This is a genomic window from Sphingomonas echinoides ATCC 14820, assembly GCF_000241465.1.
Taxonomy (GTDB): Bacteria; Pseudomonadota; Alphaproteobacteria; order Sphingomonadales; family Sphingomonadaceae; genus Sphingomonas; species Sphingomonas echinoides.
In genome coordinates this window covers 2,753,084-2,778,033 of record NZ_JH584235.1, presented here as the reverse complement: position 1 = coordinate 2,778,033, position 24,950 = coordinate 2,753,084, and the positions used below count along the sequence as shown (strand labels likewise).

The window sequence follows — 24,950 nt, the reverse complement described above, 5'->3', positions numbered from 1 at the left end:
TCCGGGATCGCGACATTGACGTCTGTTTCGGCGCAGAGACAGAACAGCGTCGGCGTGGCAGCGAGGCTGCGGTCTCCGCGCAAGCCCAGATTCAGCGCGCGCTGCTCTGACGGCAGCCGTTCGCTCGGTGGCATGGTCATGCAGCCATTCCCAGCAGGCTTCGCGAAAATCTGACAAGGTCAACGGCTACGAGCTGACCTTGGGCTTCCGGTTCGACAGGTCGAATGCGATAACTCGATCACTTCTGACAACTCTGCCGACCCGCTAGCCGTGACCTCGCCATCGTGGTGCGCACCACGCAATACAGCGATGTTATCAAGGAAGTTGGTAAGCTCTACGCGCCTATTCGCCTCGCGCGCGAGTTCTGCATCGACGCCCAGCGTCCATTTGGCCGCCCTGTCATCAGGGTCGCCTTGTAGGGCGTCGACCACTAGATCGAACAGCGCTTTGGCACGCGTACGCCAGCGACACCCATGGCAGGTCCGGGCAAGAACGGCCATTCACGCTTGCAGGGGAACGGCTTGACTTGGTCGACACCCGTTGCGGCAGAGACGACCCAGTTGAGGCCATTCCGAGACCCTTCCAGCTCCGAGCTTACGACATCCATTCATTTTCCGCAGCGGCCGAGTTCGCGTTGAGATGACCGATTCGTCATCAACGCTTGTGAGACGAAACGCGAAAGCGGGTGGTGACGAAACTACCGAGATCGCACGTTCGTCACTTCAGCGGCAGATGAACCTCCGCCGCAGTGCCCTGCTCCGGCTCCGCCAGGAAAAAGCGCTGGCAGTAAATTGGAAAGTCCCTCATCTCTTCGCCGCTGGTGGGCAGCCAGTCGCGGTACAGGTACAGCGCGGCTGGCTCGAGATTGTGGGTGTCGCCGGTCACCCTCAGCACAGCGCAGCGTCCGCCTGGGATCTCGCCCGCCCTTACCGTCTCGTCGGCGGGATCGATACAGTGGTCCCCATCGACGCCAACGCACAGCTCCATACGATATTCGGCGGGGTTCGCCGGCCGCCGCTCGGTGTGCCAGATATTGAAGGTCGGATTGGTTTTGGGCGACATCCCGGCGGCTTTGCGCCAGGCGATAAATTTCTGAATGGTGACGTCGAGGATCTCGGGATCGCCCCGATGTTCGAAGATCGCGACGCGGGTCGGCCCCACTTCGCGGATGGTCACCTCATCGGGTGTGAAAGTCGTAGGCATGATTTTGCTCCTGGCTGAGTTGAGCGGCCCGAAGGCCCTAAGCCACGGCTCCCAGTCGGGACATTTTCGGAAACTCGACGGCGACTGCCGGAACCTCTGGCGAAACGCGCGGGCGAAGGCGTCGGGCGTCTCGTAGCCGGAGCCCAACGCGATATCGGTGACACTTTGACCCTCGCGATCCGCCAGCCGTTTTGAGGCGAGTCTGAGGCGGGCCAGCTGGACGTAACGATGCAGGGACACGCCGAAAGTCGCGTTGAACTGCCGGTGGAAATGGAATTTGGAAAAAGCCGCTACGCCGCTCACCGCGTCCAGGTCCAGATCGCCGTCCAGATGCCGGTCAATATGATCCAAAACTCTCTGCATCCGGGCATGGTATTGATTGCGCGCAGCCGTCATTTTCCTCATCCGCTGTGGTGACGCCGATATGGAGCATTCGTTTGTCGCGCGCTCGACCGATCTTGCGGTTTCACTCCTCCGGGCCCCTTAGGCTATAAAACGGCCAGTGTAGGGGTAGATACCTAAAAGTCTGAGCGTCGGGCCAGACCCCATACCCGGACGCTCGGAGTCGCGTTGGCGCTCCCTAACTTCTGCCATTTGTTCAGCTTCAGGTTTCGGCAAACGCGGCGTCATAGCTTCCGAAAAACGGGCTGCTTAGCTTCTCGGAAAGATCAAGAACGGGGAAGCACGGTGTTTACCGAATTCGTCACGAGTACGAGTAAAAATGGAAACCGATGACGCACGGCATCCGCCACGCTCGTCTCACAACTCGGTTTTAGCGTCGCCCTTCCGCAAAGTGATGCGTGTCAGTTCGGATGGGCGGCCAAGCCTGAGCGCATTGCCGTTGTTCACCTACAGCGTTACGCCATTCACGTGATAACGGCCGGAATGAAACCGGCGTTCGCGAGTGCGGCCAGTTGGTCCGGCCCCCGGATCATTCCACCATTCGTGTGGCCAGACGGCCGCTTAGCAACGCCGCGCGCGGCCGCATCGCGCGGGTTCTTCGGCTGATGGTCGAGCAGCATCACCGACGCTGACTATGTCTGAATGACTGAGGATAGGGATGCGCGATCCGACTGGCGGTGTTAGCCGCGGTCTGCCGAGCGAGCTCGTCCGCAGCGCGCGCCATGTCCTCCCACCGTTCCGCCGAACGTTCGAGCTGAAGGCGTCGCAGCGGAAGCGGTTCCTCCGCAGCTGCGGCTCGTTCCGTCGCCGCATTTCCGTGATAGGTCGACGCAACACTCACAATTCGTCTCTCCATCAAAACGTTCTTCGACGGCTATCGTGCCTATTGTGACTTCCCATATGCCAAACGTCTGGGACCGGGTCCATCCCGACCGGCTCCTGTCCGCCGACTCCCCAGCCCACTACCGCCAATGCGTAGGTTAGCTGGCGCCTTGAACCCCGCGAGCGAGCCTCTTCTCACATCATCGAGCCGCCCAAGAGCAGACGACGTATTTCCTCCCTGGTAGCCGTTCGCGGGCCCTGGCCGCCTCGATCGACGAAGGGTCGGAAACGGCTGCTCGGCACCCACTGAACGCTAGTCCGTTTTTTACCCATTCCAAAAAAGCCTGCGCCTTGGCTTATAGCTTCCTTCGACATACAGCGGTACACGTTCATGCCCGAACCGACATCTTGAAAAGGCTCGCATGCAGATCATCGTACGCGACAACAATGTCGATCAGGCCCTGCGCGTCTTGAAAAAGAAGCTTCAGCGCGAAGGAGTCTACCGCGAACTAAGGCTTCGCAAGCACTACGAGAAGCCGTCTGAGAAGCGCGCGCGCCAACACGCCGCTGCCATCCGCCGAGCTCGAAAGGCTGATCGCAAGCGCGCAGAGAAGGACGGCTGATCAGGACGCGGAGGCGCTCGCACGACGAGCGCCTCCCACAATGCATGACCCAGAACCGGTCACTGAGAAGGCCCTGTCCGCTCCCCAAAACTCGCCGTCTGTTCATGACCCTTTTTGGCGCAATTTCGGCTCTAGGCTGTCCGTTTGGTCCGCGGGAAACTATAGCCAAGTTTGCGTGGAACGCTCGAGCTGTCCCAACACGATAGTGGCGTCCGGATGTTCTGCCTTTCAGGCGCGCGCTCGTTCAATCACGCGTCTGCCACTGCTGCGTCTCCTGGGTGCCGGATCGATCAAGGAATGCTCAATCGGCTTTTGGAAACGCCGCTCTAAAGGGGGGGAGATGTGCCGGCGATTATGACGCTATCGGGACTGGCCCGTATCTATCAAGGTCCGGTTCGACGCGATGTCTCGGTCATCAGCGTCCCCACAGCCGCGCCGCACCGCGCACTCCCGACGCATCGCCCCATTGTGCCGGAACAATGCGCCCCTCCCACACCCCGCCAAATACATGCGCGCGGACGATATCGGGCAAAGCAGGATAGATTTCGGTGACGTTCGACATGCCGCCCGCAACCACGAACACATCAGGATCGACGATATTCACAATCATCGCCATCGCCCGTCCGAGCCGGCTGACATAGGCATCAAGGGCCGCCACCGCGAGCGGATCGGCCTCTCGCACCGCGGCCACAATGGCGGGGCAATCTAGCCCCTCGCCGCCGCGCGCGGCGTAATCCTTGCGAAGCCCCGTCCCGGAAATCAGCATGTCGAGGCACCCGGCTTGGCCGCACCAACAGGCCGGGCCTGGAAATTCCTCGGCGGTCATCCACGGCAACGGAACATGGCCCCATTCGCCGCCGATCCCATTTGCACCCTCGACGATCTGCCCGTCGACCACGAGACCGCCGCCCACGCCGGTACCGATGATGACGGCAAAGGCCGTGCGGGCGCCAACCGCCGCGCCGTCGACGGCTTCGGACAGCGCCATGCAATTGGCATCGTTGGCGATGCGCAGTTCGCGCCCGATCGCATGCTCGAGGTCGTAGCGAAAGGTGCGACCGTTAAGATAGGTCGAATTTGCGTTGCGCATCAGCCCCGACCGCGGGTCGACCGACCCCGGCGTGCCGATCCCGATCGTTCCCGTCGCACCGGCGTCGCGTTCGACCGCAGCGATCAGATCGCGCACGTCGCGGATCGCCGCATCGTAGCTGCCGGGATTGGGGATCCGGGTCCGCACGACATACTGCCCCGCCGCATCGAGCGCAGCCGCTTCGATCTTGGTCCCGCCGAAATCGACGCCGATCTGTATCACCACTTAAATGCCTTCCAAGGGTCCGCCGCGCTGTCCGGCGCGACATATCGCACCGGGCAACCCTGCCCCGCCAATAAACAAAGTCAATTTATATAATCGCCGCTTTGCTCTTGATCAGGATCGAATCCGAGGGAAGGATCCGATCGAGAAACGGCAAGATCGCCGCCCCAACGGCAGGGGCATCGCGCGACAGCGTAGCGCGCGCCATCGGCGCCAGCGCGGGGATGTTGGGCGCCATTGCGCGCAGCTTGCGATTGCTCGCCTCCGCGAGCCGGTCGAGGATCTCGTCAGGCAGGCGCCCGCCAATCAACACCACCGCCGGGTTGATCAGGCAATTGACCGCGGTCAGCGGGGGTATCAGCGCGTCAGTCGCATCGTCGATCCATCCGTCGATATACGGCTTGGCGGCGTCCGGAAACGCGATCGTCGGATCGACCCCGTCGAGCGATACGCCCGCGCGCTCGATCCTGGCGGACAGCGCCGACAGCGAGACGACATCCTGCAACACCTGCCCGCCGGGATCGTAGCGGTGCAGCGGAAGGAAGCCGATCTCTCCGCTGCGGGCGTTGGCGCCGCGGTAATATGCACCGTCGATCACGAGACCGCCGCCGAGGCCGGCGCTGACGAGGATGTAGAAAAAGCTTTCATGGTCGAGCCCGCCGCCGAACTGCGCCTCGCCGATCGCCGCGGCAGCGGCGTCGTTGTCGACATGGATCGACAAGGGCACGATCGCACCGAGCAGCGCGGGCAGATCGACCTCGCTCCAGCGCTCGTAATTCGCAGGGCGGTGCGGCAGGGCAACCCGGCCCAGATCGTCGGGCACGGCGACGCCCATGCCGAGGATGCGGTCCTCGCGGAGCGCGCCGCTGCGCTGGATCTCGCCGAGCCCCTCGCGGACGATCGCGACGACATCGTCGGGCATCGCGAACGCGATCTGCCGCGTCAGCCGTGACCGAACCGTTCCCGCAAGATCGAGCGATACGAGCGTGACGTGATCGCGGTCGACGTTGAGACCGATCGCGAAACAGCCGTCGGGGTTGATCCGCAAGCGCGTAGCGGGTTGGCCGCGCCCGCCCGTACGCCGGCCCGACTCGACGACCAGATCGCTCTCGAACAGGCGGGCGGTGATGTTGGCGATGGTCGGGGCGGTCAGCCCGGTCATCGCCGCAATCTCGGTACGCGTGATGTCGGGGTTCTTGCGGATCACCTGGAGGACAACGCGCTGATTATAGTCGCCGGCGCGCACGAGGTTGGTCCCCGACAGGCTGGTGCCGAGCCGCGCGGCGCGGTCGCTCGCGGTCACGCCTGGTCCCGTCGGGGTGAAGTCCGAAAGATCCAAAATTCCGTCCGCTCCCTGCACCATCATATCCTCGTTGCCCGAGCGCCGCACCCTGGCGGTCGCCAGCCCCCGCCCACCCCTGCGTGCGCCTCTAGGGGCGCTGCGCAGGCGATCATGCCGACGCTACAGCATAAGCCTTCAGGAAGGCATCATGTGGTTCCCCCAGCGCGACCGCCTTGCCGATCGACTCCCGCATCCGCGCGAGCGCTGATTGCAGATCGGGAATTGAGAAATAATCGGCCGCAGGATCGTACGTCCGCGCCGCGATGTCGAAACCGGCATACATCGAAAGCCAGCTCGGATCCTGGAACGATTCCCATTCGTACCGGACCAGATGCCCGCGCGCACGGAACAGCCGGAGCTTGTTGGCCAACGCCTCGGGCAAGGCGGTGTCGCGACATTGATCCCACATCGGCTCGCCACGCCGATCGTTCGCCCAATAGTGCAGCAGCAGGAAATCGCGAATCCGCTCGTATTCGAGCGTCGTTGAGCGATTGAATTCGCTCGCCAGCGCTGGGTCGAAGTCGCGATCCGGGAAAAGCGCGAGCAGCTTTTCGATGCCGGTCTGGATCAGCGTGATGCTGGTCGATTCGAGCGGCTCCATGAACCCCGCGGCCAGCCCGAGCCCGACGCAGTTCCCGCGCCAGAAGTCGCGCCGATGCCCGGTGCGGAAGCGGATCAGATTGGGCTCGGCTAGCGGTGCCCCCTCGATCCGCGAGCGCAGCGTGGCAACCGCCTCGTCGTCGGACAAATGCCGGCTGGCATAGACCAGCCCGTTGCCGACGCGGTGCTGGAGCGGAATGCGCCATTGCCAGCCCTGTGCGAAGGCCGTGCTGCGCGTAAACGGCGTCAGCGGCCCTGCGCGTTCGCACGGCATCGCCACCGCGCGATCGCACGGCAGTAGATTGCTCCAATCCTCATAGCCGCTGCCGAGCGCTGCCCCGAGCAGCAACGAGCGGAAGCCCGTGCAATCGATGAACAGGTCACCGTCGATCGCCTTGCCGCAATTGGTGTCAACGCCGTCGATCAGCCCGGTCTGCGCGTTGATCCGGACGGTGCTGATCGTCGCGTCGACCCGCGTGACGCCATCCGAAACGGCGCGAGTCGCCAGAAACTTGGCGAACAGCCCGGCATCGAAATGCACCGCCCAGTCGAAGAACAGCAGGTCGTGGACCGGCCGATCGGTCGGCAGCATGAAGACGTTCTGCTTCGCCATCGCGGTTGCCAGGCAATAGTCGGCGAGCTCGACCGGTTCGCCCGCCGCGCGCAGTTTCTGCCAATAGTGATGGAATGCGACGCCGCGCGAGCGCATCCCGTACAGCCCAAACGGATGGAAAAAGCTGTGCCCCGGCCGCTTCCAATCCGCGAACTCAATGCCGAGCTTAACCGTGCCGTGCGACGCCGCCATCACCTCGCGTTCGGTCACCCCAATCTCGCGGAAGAAATCGCGGATGCCGGGCACGGTCGCCTCGCCGACACCGACGGTGCCGATCGCGCTCGATTCGACGACGGTGATCTTGACCCGCTGCTTCTCGAGCCGGCGCGCGAGCATCGCCGCGGCCATCCACCCCGCGGTCCCGCCGCCAACGATGACGATCGAGCGTATCGCTCGCTCGCCGTGGATCCTCTCGCTCTGTCCGGTCATGCGATCTTCCCATAGCGCTGCCCGCGCCCAGGCGTTCCGCCCGCACCCGACACCCGTTCGCGCCTATCGGAGCGAACGGGTGTCGGGGCGGTCGGGTACGGTGCCAGCGTCAGAACTTGACGCGGACGCCGCCGGTGAAACGCCGTTCGTAGATGTTGTTGTACGCCTTCGCATCGGGGAAGGTCAGGTAATATTTCTCATACTCGCCCGTCAGGTTCGAGCCCTGCGCGTAGAAGGTGAAGTGCGAATTGATGTCGTAGCTGAGCGATGCATCGACGTAGTTGGTCGGCTGCTGGTATAGTTCGAGCCCGCTGATCCCGCTGAAATCCGACTGCACCGCCCGCTTTGAGCGATAGTTCCAGGCGACGCGCGCCTGCAGATGCCCGTCCTGATAGAAGCCGGCGAGGTTGGTCTGGATCTTCGAATTGTCCTGGAACGGGATCGACGCGCCCGCGAGATCGGTCTGCCCCGAATTCGATGGCGAATAGGTGATGTTCGCGTCGATGCCGAAGTTCGACAACACGTGCGGCATGAAGCCCAAGTCGCTGAACGACTGCTTCCAGCCCGCCTCGAGCCCCTTGAGCGTGCCGCCACGTCCTTGCACCGGCGTCGTGATGAACACGGTGCGACCGCGCACGACGCCGTCATTGTCGGGCAGGTCAGTGCGCGTCACCGTGCCCGACTGAATGAAGCTGGCGACATCGATGTAGAAGGCGCCGAGGCTCAGCAAGCTGCTCCGCCCGATATAATATTCGAGCGAACCCTCGACATTGGTGGCACGCCACGGATCGAGCTGCGGGTTGCCGTTCGAGCTGCCGCCGGTCACGCGGAACACCGGCGACCCGGCATTGGTGGTGTCGATCGCATAGGTCGGGTTGAGACCCCCGCCCCACTGGTTGAGATCGAGCAGCGTCATCGTCTGGCTGAACGCGACACGCAGCTTGAGATTGCGCGAGAAATCGAACGCCATGTTGAACGCCGGCAGCACATCGGTGAAGTTGCGCTTGGTCTCGACGATCCCGTTGCTGAGGTTCGCCAGACCATAAGGCTGCGGCGAACCGGTGACGAACTGGACGATGTCGAGCTTGGTGTTGATGATCTTTGCGCCGGCGTTGCCCGACACGGGGATCCCGAAGATCTCGCCCTTTACGTTCATCTGCAGATAGCCCGAGATCTGCTTCACGCCGACGTTGAACGACGCACCGGGGTTCTGCACCTCGACATTGCCCGGGTAGAAGCTGTTCTGGAACGCCAGAGCATTGTCCATCGCGCCAGGGTTGAGGACATAGATCCCCGGCAGGCCCGCGCCCGGCAGCGTGTATTGCTTCACTTGGCCGTTGAAGATTGCGTTGTTGGCATTGCGGACGACGCCGGCGGTGTAAGCGGCGCCGACCGGGCCCGCCGAGCAGCTCGGATCGTTCAGCGGAACGTCGAACGCCTTCCACTTGACGAGACACCCGCCCGCCTTGGAGGCCTGCCCCGCATAGAGCGGCGCGGCGCGATCGAATTCGAAATCGGTCACCGAGCGTTCGCTGTAGCGCGCGCCTGCGCTGAGGCTGACCGACTCGTTGGCTTCGTATGACACATCGCCGCGGATCAGCTTGAGATCCCCGTTGCGGCGGTAATTCCCTTCCGACGAGGTCGTCTTCATCGCATAATTGTTGATGTTGCCGAGCAGCGAGGTGAGCTGCGATGGCAGCGTGAAGACCGGCTGGCTGCCGGAAAAATTGACCGTCGCCGGTAGCGATGCGGCGCCCGCAATCGTGTTGACCGCATACCCGCCGGGGTTGAACGCGACGTTTCCGCTCGGATAGCGACCGATGCCGCCCGGCTGCCACTGCGCGCCGTTGCTGACGCTGAACTGCAGATAGCTCTGGTCGTAATCCTGCGAAGCCTTGCCGTAGATCCCGCGCAGGCTGGCCTTCAGACCGCTGCCGTTGTCGTACTTAAGCTCGGCATTGTAGTTCTGCGATTGCGACTTGTAGTGATCGTTCTGCGAATAGGAATCGAAATTGCCGAGGTCGTAATTGTAGACCTGGGTGGAATAGAGATTGTAGCTGTGCGGGATGCCGTTCGCGGTCTGCGTGATCGTCGCGCCGGTATTGCGCGAGGCGCCCGGGGTCGCTTCGCCCGCCTGCCAGTTGACGTTTTGCAGCTGGATGCCCGCGGTGCGGTCATGTTCGTTCTGGCGCGTGAAGAAGGCGTCGGCGACGAGCGTCAGCTGATCGCTGATTTCCCATTGCGCCGACGCGTTGACGCCGATCCGCTCGCGCTCGTTGATCTTGTTCCACGCGGTGAACGCCTGCGGCGTCATGAAGATGTCGTTCGACGTGCCGTTGCCGTTGACGTCGCGACCGGTGCCGACGATCGTCCCGTGCGGCCGGTTCGCGGGCGAGAAGCCGTTGGTCGTGTTGACGTCGCCGCTCGGATTGGCCGCGGTGTTGAACTGCTCGTTGTGCAGCCCGACGCCGTACCCTTCCTGGATGCCGTTGTGCGAATTCGACAGATGCAGGTTGGAATAGGTGCCCGACACGAGCACGCCGAAGCGCTCGCCGTGGTAACCGACCAGCCCGTTGAAGCTCTTGTCGAGCTCCTTCGACTTGTCGCCATACGACCCTTCCGCCGCTGCAGCGAGCGTGAGGCCGCGCTTGAGGTCCATCGGACGCCGCGTGCGCAGGTTTACCGTACCGGTGATGCCGGCGTTGAGCAGGTCCGCGGTGCTCGACTTGATGACGTCGGCGCCGGCGAACAGCTGCGAAGGGATATCGTTGAAGTTCGGCTGGATCGTCGTGATCGACTGTGCGCCGAGATAGGCCTCGCCGTTGAGCAGCGTCGTCACCTGCGGCAGGCCGCGAATGTTGATCGCAGCGCCCTCGCCCGCGTCGCGACGGATCTGGACACCCGGGATACGCTGGAGCGAATCCGAAATCGTCACGTCGGGCAGCTTGCCGATATCCTCGGCGGAAATCGAGTCGGTCACAGATCCGGCGGAGCGCTTCAGGTTCACCGCGCGCTGCTGCGCACCGCGAATGCCGGTCACGACGATGTCCGGAGTCGCGGCGCTGTCGTCGGCGGCGGATGCCGGTGCGGCGACGGGGTCGGACGCGGCGCTATTCTGGTCGGCGGTCGCAGCCGATGGCGATGCGGCTTGCGCGGCTGGCGCAGTCGCGAGCACACCTTGCGTCGTTCCGCTCTGCTGTGCCGACGCGGCGGTGCCGGTCAGCAAGGCCGAGCCGGATACGGCGATCAACAAGGTCGCCTTATGCCCAAATTTCAATTTCATTCCCCAATCCTCTCCAGCCCTGCGTCGGCGGCCCGCGGCCTTGTCACGTTGCACGGGATGAAGAGAATGTGCGGTCCAGGCAGTGCCTGTCCCCTCCCCCAAAACCGCGTTCGCGACTTGCCGTCGTCTCCGATGCGCGACAAATCCACCAAGTCCGCGCGCACGTCAACGATTAAATAATGCAATTTGGCATTTTATATTGTTCGACTTCGTAACGGTTCTGACGTCCCAAAGCCTTTCGTTGCGCCAGCTGCGGAACGATGATTTTCACGGCATTCCCTCCGGCAAAGGCCTCATTGGCCGACTGTGCGCGCCCATCGCTACGGGACCCTGACACTCGAAAAGCACTCGAGATGCCCGCTGCCGAAGTAAACAAATTTGATTTGGCAATCTACCGCCGCTGTGCTTTTGGTCGCGGCAAGCCGACGTGATCGGCATCCTGGGAGGCGATCGATGGGCATGGTACGGATAAGCGCGACAGTGATCGCTCTGCTGGCGACCGCCGCAACGGCGCGCGCGCAAACCTATGGACCGATCAACGCCAACCTGCCTGCGGGCGGCGATGCGATCGTGAGCCGGATAGGCGGTGCCGACGCCCTGGCGATCGCCACGCCGACCTGGACGCTGTCGGCGTGGATCGAGCCCAGCGCGCTTCCTACCGGGAGTGCGCTGATCGGCGGATTCGGCGATCCCGGCACTGGCCCGCGCCGCTTTCTCGCGCTCGACGGCGGGAAGCCGAGCCTCGTCACCGAGGCTGGCACGCTCGTCTCCCCCGCGCGGCTCGGGTCCGCTTCCTGGCATCATGTCGCGGCCAGCTTCGACGGGACGACCGCCCGGCTGTTCGTCGATGGCAAGCCAGTCGCGCAGCGCAAAATGGCGGCGGCGGCGGTGTCGCCGGTGCTGACGCTCGCCCCGCGGGCGAACGCGCCGGTCTTTGCCGGACGTGTCGCGAACTTCGCGCTCGTCGCAGGGGCAGCGGACGCAGCTACGATCGCAGCCGCCGCTACGCGCGCGCCCGACCCCGCGCTCATCGCCTTCCAGCAGGGCAGCCCGACCTGGCCGGTCCAGGTCCACCAGATGTATGGCCAGACCGCACCGCAGGACGCGGCGACGCTACCGACGTCGAAGGCTCCGTTCGATACGCCGGTCGCGAAGCCGGTATCGACCGCGGCGGCGATCGTCGCGACCGGTCCGGGGCAATGGGACGTCAACGGCTGGCAACTGGCCGAGGCGCCGAAAGTCGTCGCCCCCGGCACGACGCTCAGCCGCGCCGGGTTCGACACGAAGGGCTGGTACGCCGCGACCGTCCCCGGCACCGTGCTGACCACGCTGGTCGATCGTGGCGTCTATCCCGACCCGGCGCACGGGCTCAACAATGTGGCGATCCCCGAAACGCTGGCGCGGCAGGAATATTGGTATCGCACCGAATTCGACGTTCCGGCCGAGGCCGCGGGCAAGCACCAGCAGCTGACCTTCAAGGGCGTCAACTATGCCGCCGAAGTCTGGCTCAACGGCCAGGTGATCGGCACGATGAAGGGCGCCTTCATCCGCGGCCAGTTCGACGTGACCGGCAAGCTGCTCCCCGGCCGCAACGCGATCGCGGTCAAGGTCTCGCCCCCACCGCATCCCGGCATCGCGCAGGAGGAATCGCTGACTGCGGGCGTCGGCGAGAATGGCGGGATGATGATGCTCGACGGCCCGACCTTCGGCGCGGCCGAAGGGTGGGACTGGATCCCGAGCATCCGCGACCGCAACACCGGCCTGTGGCAGGGCGTCACACTCGCGGCGACCGGCCCGGCGACGCTCGGCGATGCGCAGGTCGTCACCACGCTGCCGCGCGCCGATACCAGCCTCGCCGATGTCGAGATCACCGTGCCCGTCGCCAACGCGTCGGCGCAGCCGGTCACGACCGTCGTGCGCGCCGCGTTCGACGACGTCGCGGTCGAGAAGACGGTGACGCTCGCCCCCGGAGAGACCAGCCATGTCGTGCTGCGTCCGTCCGAGTTCCCGCAATTATCCGTCCGCAACCCCAAGCTGTGGTGGCCGAACGGTTATGGCGCGCCCGCGCTCCACATGCTGACGCTGACCAGCAGCGTCGCCGGCCAGCCGAGCGACACCCGCACGCTGCGCTTCGGCATGCGCCAGGTCACATACGACATCTCGCTGATGGACCAGAAGGGCGAGCTCGAACGCGTCGGGATTGATCTGTCGAAGGCGCGCGCGCTCGGCCAGCAGATCGTCGACGGCAGCCATGACGGGATCCGCAAGGTCAAGGACGGCTGGGCGGCGTCGTTGGTGCCGGGCGCGGAAAGCTCGCCCGCGGTGCGCCGGATCAAGGATGAGGACGGCCTGACGCCGTACCTGGTGATCCGCGTCAACGGCGTGCGGATCGCGGCGCGCGGTGGCAATATCGGCATGGACGACTTCATGAAGCGCGTCGATCGTGCGCGGCTGGAGCCGTTCTTCCGGCTCCACCAGGATGCGCACATGAACATCATCCGCAACTGGGTTGGGCAGAACACCGAGGACGCTTTCTACGATCTCGCCGACGAATACGGCCTGATGATCCTCAACGATTTCTGGGAATCGACGCAGGACTATAACATCGAGGCGCAGGACCCCGCGCTGTTCCTCAAGAACGCGACCGACGTGGTTAAGCGCTATCGCAACCACCCCTCGATCGTAGTGTGGTTCGGCCGCAACGAAGGCGTGCCGCAGCCGATCCTAAACGAAGGCCTGCAGGCGCTGATCCACAAGGAGGATGGGACGCGGATCTACATGGGCTCGTCAAATCGCGTCAATCTGCAGAACAGCGGGCCGTACAATTGGCGTCCCCCGGTCGAATATTTCACCGAGCACGCCAAGGGTTTCTCGGTCGAGAGCGGCACGCCGTCGCTGCCGACGCTCGAGGCGTGGAAGCGTGCGATCCCCGAGCCCGATCGCTGGCCGATCAGCGACAGCTGGGCATATCATGACTGGCACCAGACGGGAAATGGCGCGGTGACGAGCTATATGAACGCGCTCGCGACGCGTTTCGGCCCGGGCACGAGCCTCGAGGATTTCGAGCGCAAGGCGCAGATGATGCAGTATGAATCGTACCGCGCGATCTTCGAGGGCATGAACGCCGGGCTGTGGACGCAGAATAGCGGCCGGATGCTGTGGATGACGCAGCCGGCGTGGCCGTCGTCGGCATGGCAGATGTTCTCCTCCGATTACGATACGCAGGCGTCGTTCTACGGCGTCAAGAAGGCGTCCGAACCGGTCCACGTCCAGATGAACCTGCCCGATTACAAGGTGATGCTCGTCAACAACCGCGTCGGCGATCTGCGCGGGGTGACGGTTTCGGCCAAGGTCGTCAGCCTCGACAACCGCGTGCTCGCCGAAAAGCGCACCACGCTGACGGCGACCGGTGAGACCGCCAACACGGCGTTCACGCTCGACCTCGCGCCGGTCCTCGCCAAGGGCGTTGCCTTGGTGCGGCTTGAGGCACGCGATGCGGCGGGCAAGGTCCTGTCGACCAACCTCTACTGGCAGGCAGCCACCGACGCGCAGTTCCAGGCGCTCAACGCGCTCGCCCCGGTTACGCTGCAGACCAGTGCGAGCAGCCGGGTCGATGGCGCGGAGACGGTCGCGACGGTCACCCTGACCAATTCGAGCCAGACTCCGGCGATCGAAACCAAGCTGACGGTGCTGAACACGGACGGCAGCCAGGTCCTGCCCGCCTATTTCACCGACAATTACGTCTCGCTGCTGCCCGGGGAAAGCCGCACGGTCGAGATCCGCTACCCGACCGCGAAGGCTGCCAGCCCGAGCGTCACGCTGCGCGGCTGGAACGTCGCCGCGTCGAGCACGGCACTGCGGTGAGCGGCCGCGGAGTCCTGGCGGCGAGCATTGGCACCGCCGCGCTCGCCGGGCTGTTGTTCGGGTTCGACACCGCGGTGATCGCCGGCGTCACCGGCGACCTCACGCGGATCTACCGCCTGACCCCGGAAACGCTCGGGGTCACGGTGTCCGCGGCGCTGTGGGGAACGCTGATCGGTGCGCTGTTCACCGGCAAGCCGGGAGATCGCTATGGCAGCCGCCGTGTGCTCGGCCTGCTCGGCATATTGTATGTTCTCGCCGGGCTCGGCTGCGCCCTGGTCACCGATTGGACCGCGTTCCTCGCCTTCCGCTTCGCCTGCGGGCTGGCGATCGGCGGGTCCTCGGTGCTCGCACCGGTCTACATCGCCGAGATCGCCCCGCCTGCCCGGCGTGGGATGCTAGTCGGGCTGTTCCAGCTCGCGATCGTCACCGGGATCCTAGTCGCCTATCTCAGCAATGCGGTTGTCGGATCGCTCGTCAGCGAGGCGGCATGGCGCTGGAAGCTTGGCGTCACCGCCGCGCCCGCGATCCTGTTCCTGGTCCTGCTCGCGCGCATTCCAGACAGCCCGCGCTGGCTGATCCTGTCGGGCCGACTGGACGATGCGCGCACCGCGATGGCGCGGATCGGCCTGAGCGCGGACGAGGCGTCCGCCGAGCTTGCGTCGGTCGAGACCGCGCTGCGGCAGGATGCGCCGGGCGAGACGCTGTCGTGGCGCAAGCATCGCAAGCCGATCCTGCTGGCGGTCGCGACCGCGATGTTCAACCAGCTCGCCGGGATCAACGCGGTCCTTTATTATCTCAACGACATCTTCGCCAAGGCCGGCAGCTTTTCACCCGATCGGCAGGCGATCCTGATCGGCGCGGCCAATCTGCTGTTCACGCTGGTGGGCATGGCGCTGATCGATCGCGTCGGACGGCGGACGCTGCTCGCCGCAGGCGCGGCGGGGATGACGGTCTGCCTGTCGGTCGCCGCGCTGGTGCTGTTCGGACGGATCGGCAACGCCGCGCTGCTGCCCGCCTTGGTCGGCTTCATCGCCTTCTTCGCGACCAGCCAAGGCGCGGTCATCTGGGTCTATCTGTCGGAGATCTTCCCGAGCGCGGTGCGCGCGCGCGGCAGCGGTCTGGGGGCGAGTACGCACTGGCTGATGAACGCCGCCATCGCCGGCGTGTTTCCGGTGCTCGTCGCGTGGTCGGCGGGCGCGCCGTTCGTGATCTTCGCGGTTGCGATGGCGGTACAGTGCGTCGTCGTGCTGCTGTTCTTCCCCGAAACCAAGGGCGTCGCGCTCGATGCGATGCACGCCCGGATGATGGAGTCCCGCTGATGCGCCACGCCATGATGCTGCTGTCCGTGCTACTGCCTTTGGCCCCGGCCGCACACGCGCAAACGCCTGCAGATGCCAAGGCCCGCCAGGCGCAGGAAGCCGAACAGCGATTGCATGAGGATTGGGCGTGGCTCGGCCGCTACCAGCCCGCCAATGCGGCGCTCGCCCCCTCTGCAACAGGCCAGCGCGTCGTCTTCATCGGCGATTCGATCACCCAGGGGTGGTTCGACAAGGTCCCGAGCTTCTTCGGCCCCGACCGTGTCGATCGCGGCATCGGCGGCCAGACCACGCCGCAGATGGTGCTGCGCTTCCACCAGGACGTGATCGACCTGCATCCGGCTGCGGTCCAGATCATGGGCGGCACCAACGACATCGCCAGCAACACCGGCCCGATGACGCTCGAGCAGACGCAGGCCAACATCATCATGATGTGCGACCTCGCGCGCGCGAACGGGACTCGCGTGATCCTCGCGTCGATCCCACCCGCGGCCAATTTCCCGTGGCGCCCGGGGCTCGAGGTTTCGTCGAAGATCGAGCGGATGAATGCCTGGCTCAAGCGCTACGCCGCCCAGATCGGCGCGACCTATGCCGATTACTGGAGCGCGCTCCACGATGGCGAGGCGCAGCGCGCCGCCTTCACCGTCGACGGGGTTCACCCCAACGAAGCCGGCTATGCCGCGATGGCGCCGGTGGCCGAGGCCGCGATCCGCGATGCGCTCGCCCGCCCTGCCCCGGTCGGCCTGCCGCGGTGAGTCTGTTGCTGGCGCTGGCGCTGGCAGCCGCCGGTCCAATCGTGACAACCGACGACGGCCCGGTCCGCGGCGAAGCGATCGCGGGCGGCGGCGCGGTGTTCCGCGGAATCCGCTATGGCGCACCGCCGACCGGCGCTTTGCGCTGGCGGGCGCCGGTCCGCCCCCGCCCTTGGACGCAGCCCGTCGCGGCGGTCGCCGACCATGCCGCCTGCCCGCAATCCGACTATGGCACGTGGAACCGGGCGGCGGCGCGCAGCGGCGCGGAGGACTGCCTGTTCGTCGACGTCCGCACCCCGTTCCTGTCGCGCGTTGCCAGGCTTCCAGTGATGGTATGGATCCACGGCGGCGGCAATCGCGGCGGGGCCGCCGGCGGCACCGTCGAGAGCCGCATCACCGAACACCGGATCGTACTCGTCAGCATTCAGTATCGCCTGGGCGCACTCGGTTTCCTCAGTCACCCGGCGCTTAGCGCCGAGGCTGGTGGGCATTCGGGCAACTACGCGCTGCTCGATCAACAGCTCGCGCTCCGGTGGGTCCAGCGGAACATCGCGCGGTTCGGCGGCGATCCGCGACGAGTGACGATCGCTGGAGAATCGGTCGGCGCGCAAGACGTCGCGTTGCAACAACTATCCCCGCTCGCGCACGGGCTGTTCCATGCTGCGATCCAGGAAAGCGGGACTGCGGGGTTCGGCGTGCCGCCGCGCAGTCTCGCGCAGAACGAAGCGGTCGGCGCGTCGTTCGCCCAGGCGGCGGGCCTCGCCCGTGACCCTACAGCGGCTCAGCTGCGCGCGCTTCCGGTCGAACGCATTCTTGTAGCGCAAGAAGCGGTCGTCGTGCCGGGCCTCGACGATAATAGCTTCATCTGGCTGCAGGCGGTGGTCGATGGTCGCGTGTTGACCGATACGCCGGCGCGCCTGCTCGCGCGCGGGCGATCCAATCCCGTGCCGCTGATCATCGGCACCAATGCCCGCGAGCTGCCGCTGCACGGTGACCTCTCCGCAGCGCGCGCGATCGCCACAGGCGCGTTCGGGGATACCGCCGGCGTCGCACTCGCCTATTATGGGCTCGGTCCGGGGCAGGTTCCGCGGTCCGACCCGCGGCTGGGTGACGCGACCCTGCAGCTCGCCACCGACTTGACCTTCCGTTGCCCGACGAACGTAGCCGCCAAGGCCGTGGCCACGCGCGGCGGTTCGGTTTGGCGGTACACGTATGATTATACGCCACCAGACGGTGCGGCAGTGACCCACGGAAGCGAATTGCGCAGCGTGTTCGCATCGCCAAATACGGGCCTGGAGGCTGCAGCGCCCCTGCTGCAGACCTATTGGATTAATTTTGTCCGAACGCGAAATCCCAACAGCGCGGGTGTTGCCTACTGGCCGCGATCCAGACCGACCCGGTCGATCGAAATCGCCTTCACCTCTGCGGGAACGCTCACCCGCGCTGCATTTCGATTGCCGTGTTCCTGGCGCTATGCACCATAGGCGCATCGAAAGGCTGCCCCAATCTTATGGCGTCCAACCTCGCTCCCATTACGCCAGTCAGCTAGAGTGATCCGAAATCCCACGGACACCGCTGTCCTGCTCATGGCGATCGCCCAAGCTGTCGATCTCAATCCGCGCTTGACGAACTCCGGTGCTTTCGGGCCGTCAACACTGGCGAACACGTGCGACAGGGGATCGAGCTCGCACACCCGGCGCGCGCTCGGAGTTGCCGCTCTGCCACATGAAGGAACGGCCGTTTACACAGGTCGCGTTCCGATATCGGACAGACCGCTATCCACCCAAATCCGACACCGAGATGTGACGCGTAAAGATACCCTCCTCTCAACTCTTTTTGCGAACCTCGTCGTCGTTTCGAAGGCCTACAAAAGGAAGAACAGCTCATCGTTCCGGCACCACCGGCTTAACGCCCCACCCCGCATCTTTCCAACCGTCTAGTCCGTCAGCGAACCACCGGATGTCGGGCAGGCCCGCGCGGTGGAGCCGAAGCGCTGCGTTCCAGCTCATCCAGCAATCCGCTTGGCAGAACACGATGATCGGGCGGTTGGGGTGCCGCGCCGCCAATCGCCGCACGCCGACCACAAACGCGCGCTCGACGTCACGCTGGATGGCCCCCCGCCCGCTCTCGGCAAACCAATGCGCGCGGGGAATCGAAGAATGTAGTTCGGCGAGGGCCCATCGCCCATTCTTGGCGTCGCGCTGCGCACCGGGTGCCGGATTAACGTCGATGAAGATCGCACCCGCACGCCACAGCGCGCGGGCCTGTGCGACATCGACGCGTGCGACGCCTTCGGGGACCGACCCTACCACGCCGCGATAGTGGCTAACCCTATAGCCCGTGACGGGGTCAACCACCGGCGCCTCATCAACATGTCGGGTATCGGACTGCGCCGTGGCGGAGACGGGTACCATCATCGCCAGCGCGAACATCATCGTCATTCGCATCCGACCGACTCCGCTTGATCCAAAGTCGCATGGTAGCAGACGCCGAGGCGCTGCTAAGATGTGCTTTGGGAGAAGATCATGTTCGTATCGTCGACACCCTGGTTGGGGGTCATAGTCTTGGCGCTAGCACCGGTGTCGGCGCACGCCGCCTTGCCCGCCGATCCGCTCGGCTCGCCCATGTGGCAGCGTCTGGGCACCACCCTGTTCGGCAGCGATCCCGTCCGCTTCGACGACCGCGTACGGGTGGACTTCCCGGAAATCGCCGAAGACCAGAGCAGCTTTCCCGTTACCGTCGACGCGCGCGGCATTAAGGGCGTGAAGCGCATCCTGCTGTTCGCCGATCTTAACCCGATCCCGCTGGCGATTGACTATGCGCCGCAAGGCGCGCGCGCGTTTCTCGGCACGCGGATCAAACTCGACCAGCGCACCCCGGTCCGCGGCGCGGTGCAATTGGAGGATGGTAGCTGGCTGGTGAGTGGCGGCTGGGTCGATGCCGCGGGCGGTGGCTGCTCGGCGCCACCGGCGAGCCGCGTCAAGGGCGACTGGGCCGAACATCTCGGCCAAGTCCGCGGCATCGCGGTGCGCGAGCGCGACGGTACGCACATCCGGCTTGCCTTCCGACATCCGATGGATACCGGCTTCGTCACGAATATCCCGACTTATAATCTCGATACGGTCGCGCTGAGCGGGGCGGGCAGCAAATCGTATGGGACGATGCGAATCGAGGCATCGGTTGCGGAAGACCCGACGATCTCGGTGATCGCCGATACGGCGGCGGGCGAGGCGATCGTCCTGCGCGGCAGCGATACCAACGGCATCCGCTACGATGGGTCGCTTGCGGTGCACGACGCCGCGCCCGCGCTGGCCGCCGTCGGCTAGATGATCAATCGCCGGATCGCACTGGCGGGACTGCTCGGCGCCATCGCGCTGCCCGTCCGGGCGCAACCGCTCGCCTATAGGATCACGCCCGAGAAGATCGCCGAGGGGTTGTGGGTCGTGCGCGGCGTCGATGCACCGATCGCAATGGCCAATGGCGGCGCGATCGCCAACATAACGATCCTCGCGACCGAGGCTGGGACTGTGCTGGTCGATTGCGGCCCGTCGCTTCGTTACGGCAACGCGCTCAGGCACGCGGCCGAGGCGCTGACCGGCAAGCCCGTGGTTCGCCTCTATCTGACGCACCTGCACCCCGACCACATCTATGCTGCCGCCGCCTTCGCCCCTGGGATCGTCGCGGCGACGCCCCAGCTGGCGACGCTGCTCAAAAGCGAGGGTGCGGGCTTTTCGGACGGGATGTACCGGCTGCTCGGCGATTGGATGCGCGGGACCGAATTCACCTTACCCGGCACGATCCTGGCTGCCGATCACGAGACGTTCGGGACGCGGCGGCTGCGACTGCTGCCGCTGGCGGGGCACAGCCCGGCCGACCTCGCGATCCTCGACGAAGCGAGCGGCACGCTCATCGCGGGCGACCTCGTCTTCCATGATCGCGCGCCGTCCACCCCGCATGCCGATCTGGCGAAATGGCATACCGCGCTGAAAACGCTTGCAGCGCTAGGTCACAAGTGCGTCGTGCCAGGGCATGGCCCGATCGATCCCACCCCCACCGCTGCGATCGATCAAACGCGCGACTGGCTCGACTGGGTGACCGCGACGCTGCGCGCGGCAGTTGCCGCCGGCGAGGACAATGTCGCGGCGGGCAATGTCGCGATCCCGGCGCGTTTCGCGACGCTGCAGTCCGCGCGCTACGAGCTGCAGCGCTCGGTCTCGCATTTCTATCCGGGCCTCGAGGCGGAACTTATGCCGCGGATCGACGCCAAGCGCTGACGCTTTGCGCGGTGCTGTTGCGGACGCCGCAACCCTGGCTTGCAAGCGCAGCGTGAGGGGCTTTGGATCCCCGATTTCGCGAGGAAACAGGAGCGATGCCAATTATCCGACGCGGTTGGCGATCAGATCGTCGACCACTGCCGGGTCCGCCAGCGTGCTCGTGTCGCCGAGCGCGGCAAAGTCACCCTCGGCGATCTTGCGCAGGATCCGGCGCATGATCTTGCCCGACCGCGTCTTGGGCAGGCCGGGAGTGAATTGGATCGCATCGGGCGTCGCGATCGGGCCGATCTCGGCGCGTACCCAGGCGACCAAATCCTTGCGCAACGCAGCAGTCGGCACTTCGCCAGCGTTGAGCGTGACATAGGCGTAGATCCCCTGCCCCTTGATGTCGTGCGCGAAGCCGACCACCGCCGCTTCGACGACTGACCGGTGCAACACGAGCGCCGACTCGACTTCGGCAGTCCCCATGCGATGGCCCGAGACATTGATGACATCGTCGACGCGTCCGGTGATCCACCAATAGCCGTCAGTGTCGCGCCGCGCGCCGTCGCCGGTGAAATAGACGCCGGGGTAGGCCGAGAAATAGGTCTGGAAGAAGCGCGCATGGTCGCCCCAGACGGTCCGCATCTGCCCCGGCCAGCTGCGCGCGATAACGAGATTGCCCTCGGTCGCGCCCTCGAGCACTACCCCCGCCGCATCGACCAGCGCCGGCTCGACCCCGAAGAAGGGAAAGCTCGCGGCGCCCGGCTTGAGCGGGGTTGCGCCGGGGAGCGGCGTGATCATGTGGCCGCCGGTCTCGGTCTGCCACCATGTATCGACGATCGGGCAGCGCCCATCGCCCACCACATCATGATACCAACGCCACGCCTCGGGATTAATGGGCTCGCCAACCGACCCGAGCAGGCGGAGCGAGGCGCGGCTGGTCTGCATGACGAAACCGTCGCCCTCGCGCATCAGCGCGCGCAACGCGGTCGGAGCGGTGTAGAGCTGCGTCACTTGGTGGCGATCGACCACCTGCCACATCCGCGCCGGGGTCGGCCAGTTAGGAACGCCCTCATACATCAGCGTGGTGACGCCATTCGCGAGCGGGCCGTAAACGATATAGCTGTGCCCAGTGACCCAGCCGACGTCGGCGGCGCACCAATAGGTATCGCCGTCGCGGCAATCGAACACGCAGGCATGCGTGTAGGCCGCCCAGAGCAAGTAACCGCCGGTGGTATGAAGCACGCCCTTGGGCGCGCCGGTGGATCCCGACGTGTAGAGCAAGAACAGCGGATCCTCGGCATTCATCGGTTCGGGCGGGCAGTCGCCCCCGACCAGCGCCGCGGCATCGTGATACCAGATGTCGCGCCCGTCCTGCATCGCGACCGGTCCGCCGGTCGCGCGCACCACGATTACCGTGTCGAGGCAAGTGATCAGCCTGGCGGCGGCATCGACATTGGCCTTGAGCGAGACGCATTTACCGCCGCGACACCCCTCGTCGGCGGTGATAACGAGACGACTGTCGCAATCGGTGATCCGCCCGGCCAGCGCCTCGGGCGAAAAGCCGCCGAACACGATCGAATGAATCGCGCCGATGCGTGTGCACGCCAGCATCGCGAACGCGGCCTCGGGGATCATCGGAAGATACAACGTGACTCGGTCGCCCCTGCGCACACCCTGCGCCTTGAGCACGTTGGCGAAACGGCACACTTCAGCATGGAGCTCGGTGAAGGTGATGCGGCGTGCCGGCCGGTCGGGGGCGTCAGGCTCCCACAAAATCGCGACCTGATCACCGCGCGTCGCGAGATGCCGGTCGATGCAATTAGCCGAGACGTTGAGCACGCCATCGGCAAACCAGCGCACGCCGAAATCGGCCTCGTGAAAACTGCTCTGATCGGCGACGCTCGGCGGAGTGAACCATTCGAGCCTTTCCGCCTGTTCGAGCCAGAAGCGATCCGCGTCGTCGAGCGAGCGGACATAGTCGGCCGCATAGCGCTCCGCGCTGATCGTCGCGCTGTCCGCCCAGCTCGCCGGTACGGGATAGATATCTGACGTCACGTCGGTCGTCCTCATCGCAGGCGCACGCCGATCCACAGCGTCCGCGGGGTGCCAAAATCGATCGATCCGGCCGAATTGCGGGTGATCACCGTCTCGTCGAAAAGATTTTCGCCGCGCAGGACGACCCCCACGCGCTGGCCGACGGGCAGCGTGAGCACCCCGTCGAGCGTCGTTGCAGGCGGGAGCACGTCGGTCTGCAAGTCATCCTCATACTGCTTCCCGACATGGCGCGCTGTGAGCGCCGCGGCGAAGCCGTGCGGCGATGCCCAGGCAAGCGTCGCGCTGCCGCTGTGTCGCGGGCTCTGCGCCGGGACGAAGCCATCGAGCTGTCGCGACGCGCCCGAGGCGTGGACCCGGCTGTCGCTGAAGGCATAGGAGCCGTCGAAGGAGAAGCGGCCGCGCGCGGCATGCGCGGTAAGCTCAATCCCCTTGGCGACGATCGTATCGACGTTGCGGCGCTGACGCAGATTGGGTGCGATCGTAACGTTGGCGATCGCGCCGTCCAGCCGGTTGTAGAAGGCGGTGACCCCGAACGTGACGCCGGCGACCGGCTTGAGATCGAGCCCGCCCTCGGCCCCGCGCAACCGCTCGAGCCCGAGCGCGGCATTGGCCTGCGTCGTGATCGGAAAGACGACGAACGGCCGATAGAGTTCGTTGAGCGTCGGCAAGCGAAAGCCGGTATAGCCCGCCGCGCGCAGCGCCACGGCGTCGCTCGCGTGGAACAGCGCGCCCGCACGCCCGGTGCCCTCGAACCCATCACGGTCGGGATAGCGCGTGTCGGTGGTTGTCGCGCCCGCCGCGGTGGTTTCGCGGAAAAACCCCCTGGTAATCGTCCAGCGATCGCCCCGCACGCCCGCGGTCAGCACGAGCCGCCCGAGCGTCCAGTCATCCTCGACGAACAGCCCGGTCGTGCTGGTGTGCCCCCCGGCATTGCGCCGGGTGGTGACCGCCCCGCTCGCGGCATAGGCATTCTCGTAGAGCTGGCCGTCGCCGAGCCGGGCGTCGGCGCCGATGCGCAGCACATGGTCCGGCCCGACCGGCGGCCGGAGCTCGATCTTGCCGCCGACTCCGGTCGCCGGGGTGTTACGCTGGTCGAGCGTGAGCCTGAAGCTCGTCGCGCTGATCACGCGGTTGGAGAAATTGCGCGCCTGGACATAAGCGAGCGCGTCGATCGCCCAGGCACCGCGGTGGATCAGTCGCACGCTGGCATCCTCGCCTGCGCTGCTGCTGTCCGCGCCGGCGAAGCGGAGCGAGCGAGCGTCGCGATACAGCAGGCCGCGCGCCTGGATCTCGGTTTGCGCATCGATCGGCACGACCGCACGAAGGCTCGCCGATCCATCGCGGTAGCGCGCGCGGACGGTCGCGGGAGTGAACTGACCTGGGGGCGTGGTGTAGAAGCCGTCGCCGCGTTCGAACTTGCCCGATAGACTTACGAACCCGCCGCCGGCGTCGGGGCTGACGCTGCCCGACGCCACGACCGCGGCATTGCTGCCATAGAATAGCTCGCCCGCCACCGGCGGCAGGTCGGCGCGCGTCGCGCTGGCCAGCTCGATCGTTCCCGCCACCGCGCCCGCGCCGAACGCACCTGCCCCCCCGCCGCGGGTGACGCGCACCCCTGCGAGCCGATCGACCGCCAGCGCGTTGAACGGGATATAGCCGAAGAACGGATCCGCCAGCGGAACGCCGTCGAGCAGCACCAGCGCGCGGCTCGACGCGTTGCCGCCAAGTGCGCGCAACGTAACGCCCTGCGCCGAAGGGTTGGCTGATCGACTGTCCGATCGGCGGAACTGCTGGAACCCCGCCACGTCGAGCAGGACGTCCTCGACCCGCCCCGTCGCGTCCCCCGTCAAACGCGCACGACCGATCGTCACCGAGCCATAGGCCGGCACCCCGGGCGGCAGCGGCAGCGGCTGGCCGAGCACCACGATATCGGCCTGGCCTGCCGGGGGCACGGGGCCTTGCTGCGCGAGCGCCGAAAAGGGCACGGCCAGCGTCAACAGCGGCAGGAGTGATGGGCAACGCATAGCCAAGCCGGAGCTTTCACAAAAGAGCGCGGTGGCACGGGCAGCCCGGTT

General features: G+C 65.6%; 16 protein-coding genes. 7 read left to right on the top strand and 9 right to left on the bottom strand.

Annotated features, from left to right (window positions below; all coding sequences use genetic code 11):
• Nucleotides 1–717 precede the first annotated feature (717 nt).
• Together ON00_RS13070 and ON00_RS21055 are read right to left on the bottom strand one after the other, a co-directional pair.
• Nucleotides 718–1,599: an AraC family transcriptional regulator gene (locus tag ON00_RS13070; protein WP_010406426.1), complete on the bottom strand. Its 882-nt coding sequence runs from the start codon at nucleotides 1,597–1,599 to the stop codon at nucleotides 718–720.
• A gap of 470 nt (nucleotides 1,600–2,069) precedes the next feature.
• The gene (locus tag ON00_RS21055) at nucleotides 2,070–2,225 is read right to left on the bottom strand and encodes a hypothetical protein (RefSeq protein WP_010406425.1); all 156 of its coding nucleotides are present in this window, start codon (nucleotides 2,223–2,225) and stop codon (nucleotides 2,070–2,072) included.
• Nucleotides 2,226–2,849: 624 nt separating this feature from the next.
• Between ON00_RS21055 and rpsU the strand changes: the two genes are divergently transcribed.
• Nucleotides 2,850–3,050: a 30S ribosomal protein S21 gene (gene rpsU / locus ON00_RS13065; protein ID WP_010406423.1), complete on the top strand. Its 201-nt coding sequence runs from the start codon at nucleotides 2,850–2,852 to the stop codon at nucleotides 3,048–3,050.
• A gap of 415 nt (nucleotides 3,051–3,465) precedes the next feature.
• Here rpsU and ON00_RS13060 read toward each other — a convergent pair whose 3' ends face one another.
• From ON00_RS13060 to ON00_RS13045, 4 genes are all read right to left on the bottom strand, one after another.
• Nucleotides 3,466–4,365 carry an ROK family protein gene (locus ON00_RS13060; protein WP_010406420.1) on the bottom strand — a complete coding sequence of 300 codons (900 nt, stop codon included), beginning with the start codon at nucleotides 4,363–4,365 and terminating at the stop codon, nucleotides 3,466–3,468.
• Between the two features lie 85 nt (nucleotides 4,366–4,450).
• The gene (locus ON00_RS13055) at nucleotides 4,451–5,728 is read right to left on the bottom strand and encodes an ROK family transcriptional regulator (protein ID WP_010406416.1); all 1,278 of its coding nucleotides are present in this window, start codon (nucleotides 5,726–5,728) and stop codon (nucleotides 4,451–4,453) included.
• Nucleotides 5,729–5,813: 85 nt separating this feature from the next.
• The gene (locus ON00_RS13050) at nucleotides 5,814–7,346 is read right to left on the bottom strand and encodes a tryptophan halogenase family protein (RefSeq protein ID WP_010406413.1); all 1,533 of its coding nucleotides are present in this window, start codon (nucleotides 7,344–7,346) and stop codon (nucleotides 5,814–5,816) included.
• 109 nt (nucleotides 7,347–7,455) lie between these two features.
• Nucleotides 7,456–10,629 (bottom strand): TonB-dependent receptor, encoded by a 3,174-nt coding sequence (locus ON00_RS13045; protein ID WP_010406411.1) that lies wholly within the window; start codon nucleotides 10,627–10,629, stop codon nucleotides 7,456–7,458.
• A 453-nt stretch (nucleotides 10,630–11,082) separates the two neighbouring features.
• Here ON00_RS13045 and ON00_RS13040 point away from each other — a divergent pair, with 453 nt between their 5' ends.
• The 4 genes from ON00_RS13040 to ON00_RS13025 are packed head-to-tail and all read left to right on the top strand — an operon-like array spanning nucleotide 11,083 to nucleotide 18,045.
• Nucleotides 11,083–14,493 (top strand): glycoside hydrolase family 2, encoded by a 3,411-nt coding sequence (locus tag ON00_RS13040; RefSeq protein ID WP_029622834.1) that lies wholly within the window; start codon nucleotides 11,083–11,085, stop codon nucleotides 14,491–14,493.
• Nucleotides 14,490–15,812 carry a sugar porter family MFS transporter gene (locus tag ON00_RS13035; protein WP_010406405.1) on the top strand — a complete coding sequence of 441 codons (1,323 nt, stop codon included), beginning with the start codon at nucleotides 14,490–14,492 and terminating at the stop codon, nucleotides 15,810–15,812. Before ON00_RS13040 ends, ON00_RS13035 begins: the two co-directional genes overlap by 4 nt.
• Nucleotides 15,812–16,564 carry a GDSL-type esterase/lipase family protein gene (locus ON00_RS13030; RefSeq protein ID WP_010406404.1) on the top strand — a complete coding sequence of 251 codons (753 nt, stop codon included), beginning with the start codon at nucleotides 15,812–15,814 and terminating at the stop codon, nucleotides 16,562–16,564. The genes ON00_RS13035 and ON00_RS13030 overlap by 1 nt, the downstream gene beginning before the upstream one ends.
• Nucleotides 16,561–18,045: a carboxylesterase/lipase family protein gene (locus tag ON00_RS13025; protein WP_029622832.1), complete on the top strand. Its 1,485-nt coding sequence runs from the start codon at nucleotides 16,561–16,563 to the stop codon at nucleotides 18,043–18,045. The genes ON00_RS13030 and ON00_RS13025 overlap by 4 nt, the downstream gene beginning before the upstream one ends.
• Before the next feature lie 399 nt (nucleotides 18,046–18,444).
• On the opposite strand, the gene ON00_RS13020 is transcribed toward ON00_RS13025, so the two are convergent.
• Nucleotides 18,445–19,008 carry a rhodanese-like domain-containing protein gene (locus ON00_RS13020; RefSeq protein ID WP_029622830.1) on the bottom strand — a complete coding sequence of 188 codons (564 nt, stop codon included), beginning with the start codon at nucleotides 19,006–19,008 and terminating at the stop codon, nucleotides 18,445–18,447.
• A gap of 78 nt (nucleotides 19,009–19,086) precedes the next feature.
• On the opposite strand from ON00_RS13020, the gene ON00_RS13015 reads away from it, so the two are divergent.
• Together ON00_RS13015 and ON00_RS13010 are read left to right on the top strand one after the other, a co-directional pair.
• Nucleotides 19,087–19,887: a quinoprotein dehydrogenase-associated SoxYZ-like carrier gene (locus tag ON00_RS13015; protein WP_010406398.1), complete on the top strand. Its 801-nt coding sequence runs from the start codon at nucleotides 19,087–19,089 to the stop codon at nucleotides 19,885–19,887.
• A complete protein-coding gene (locus ON00_RS13010) occupies nucleotides 19,888–20,835 on the top strand; it encodes a quinoprotein relay system zinc metallohydrolase 1 (RefSeq protein ID WP_010406396.1) in 948 nt (315 codons plus the stop codon).
• Between the two features lie 102 nt (nucleotides 20,836–20,937).
• Here ON00_RS13010 and acs read toward each other — a convergent pair whose 3' ends face one another.
• Nucleotides 20,938–22,890: an acetate--CoA ligase gene (gene acs / locus ON00_RS13005; RefSeq protein ID WP_425358374.1), complete on the bottom strand. Its 1,953-nt coding sequence runs from the start codon at nucleotides 22,888–22,890 to the stop codon at nucleotides 20,938–20,940.
• Complete coding sequence (locus tag ON00_RS13000; protein ID WP_010406391.1) at nucleotides 22,887–24,899, bottom strand: TonB-dependent receptor; 2,013 nt, start codon at nucleotides 24,897–24,899, stop codon at nucleotides 22,887–22,889. Before ON00_RS13000 ends, acs begins: the two co-directional genes overlap by 4 nt.
• Nucleotides 24,900–24,950 lie beyond the last annotated feature (51 nt).

Bases quoted from the DNA above. Each gene is read 5' to 3' on its own strand.
- ON00_RS13070 (WP_010406426.1), bottom strand. From the start codon at position 1,599: ATGACGGCTGCGCGCAATCAATACCATGCCCGGATGCAGAGAGTTTTG.
- ON00_RS21055 (WP_010406425.1), bottom strand. From the start codon at position 2,225: ATGCTGCTCGACCATCAGCCGAAGAACCCGCGCGATGCGGCCGCGCGC.
- rpsU (WP_010406423.1), top strand. From the start codon at position 2,850: ATGCAGATCATCGTACGCGACAACAATGTCGATCAGGCCCTGCGCGTC.
- ON00_RS13055 (WP_010406416.1), bottom strand. From the start codon at position 5,728: ATGATGGTGCAGGGAGCGGACGGAATTTTGGATCTTTCGGACTTCACC.
- ON00_RS13050 (WP_010406413.1), bottom strand. From the start codon at position 7,346: ATGACCGGACAGAGCGAGAGGATCCACGGCGAGCGAGCGATACGCTCG.
- ON00_RS13045 (WP_010406411.1), bottom strand. From the start codon at position 10,629: ATGAAATTGAAATTTGGGCATAAGGCGACCTTGTTGATCGCCGTATCC.
- ON00_RS13040 (WP_029622834.1), top strand. From the start codon at position 11,083: ATGGGCATGGTACGGATAAGCGCGACAGTGATCGCTCTGCTGGCGACC.
- ON00_RS13030 (WP_010406404.1), top strand. From the start codon at position 15,812: ATGCGCCACGCCATGATGCTGCTGTCCGTGCTACTGCCTTTGGCCCCG.
- ON00_RS13020 (WP_029622830.1), bottom strand. From the start codon at position 19,008: ATGCGAATGACGATGATGTTCGCGCTGGCGATGATGGTACCCGTCTCC.
- ON00_RS13015 (WP_010406398.1), top strand. From the start codon at position 19,087: ATGTTCGTATCGTCGACACCCTGGTTGGGGGTCATAGTCTTGGCGCTA.
- ON00_RS13010 (WP_010406396.1), top strand. From the start codon at position 19,888: ATGATCAATCGCCGGATCGCACTGGCGGGACTGCTCGGCGCCATCGCG.
- acs (WP_425358374.1), bottom strand. From the start codon at position 22,890: ATGAGGACGACCGACGTGACGTCAGATATCTATCCCGTACCGGCGAGC.
- ON00_RS13000 (WP_010406391.1), bottom strand. From the start codon at position 24,899: ATGCGTTGCCCATCACTCCTGCCGCTGTTGACGCTGGCCGTGCCCTTT.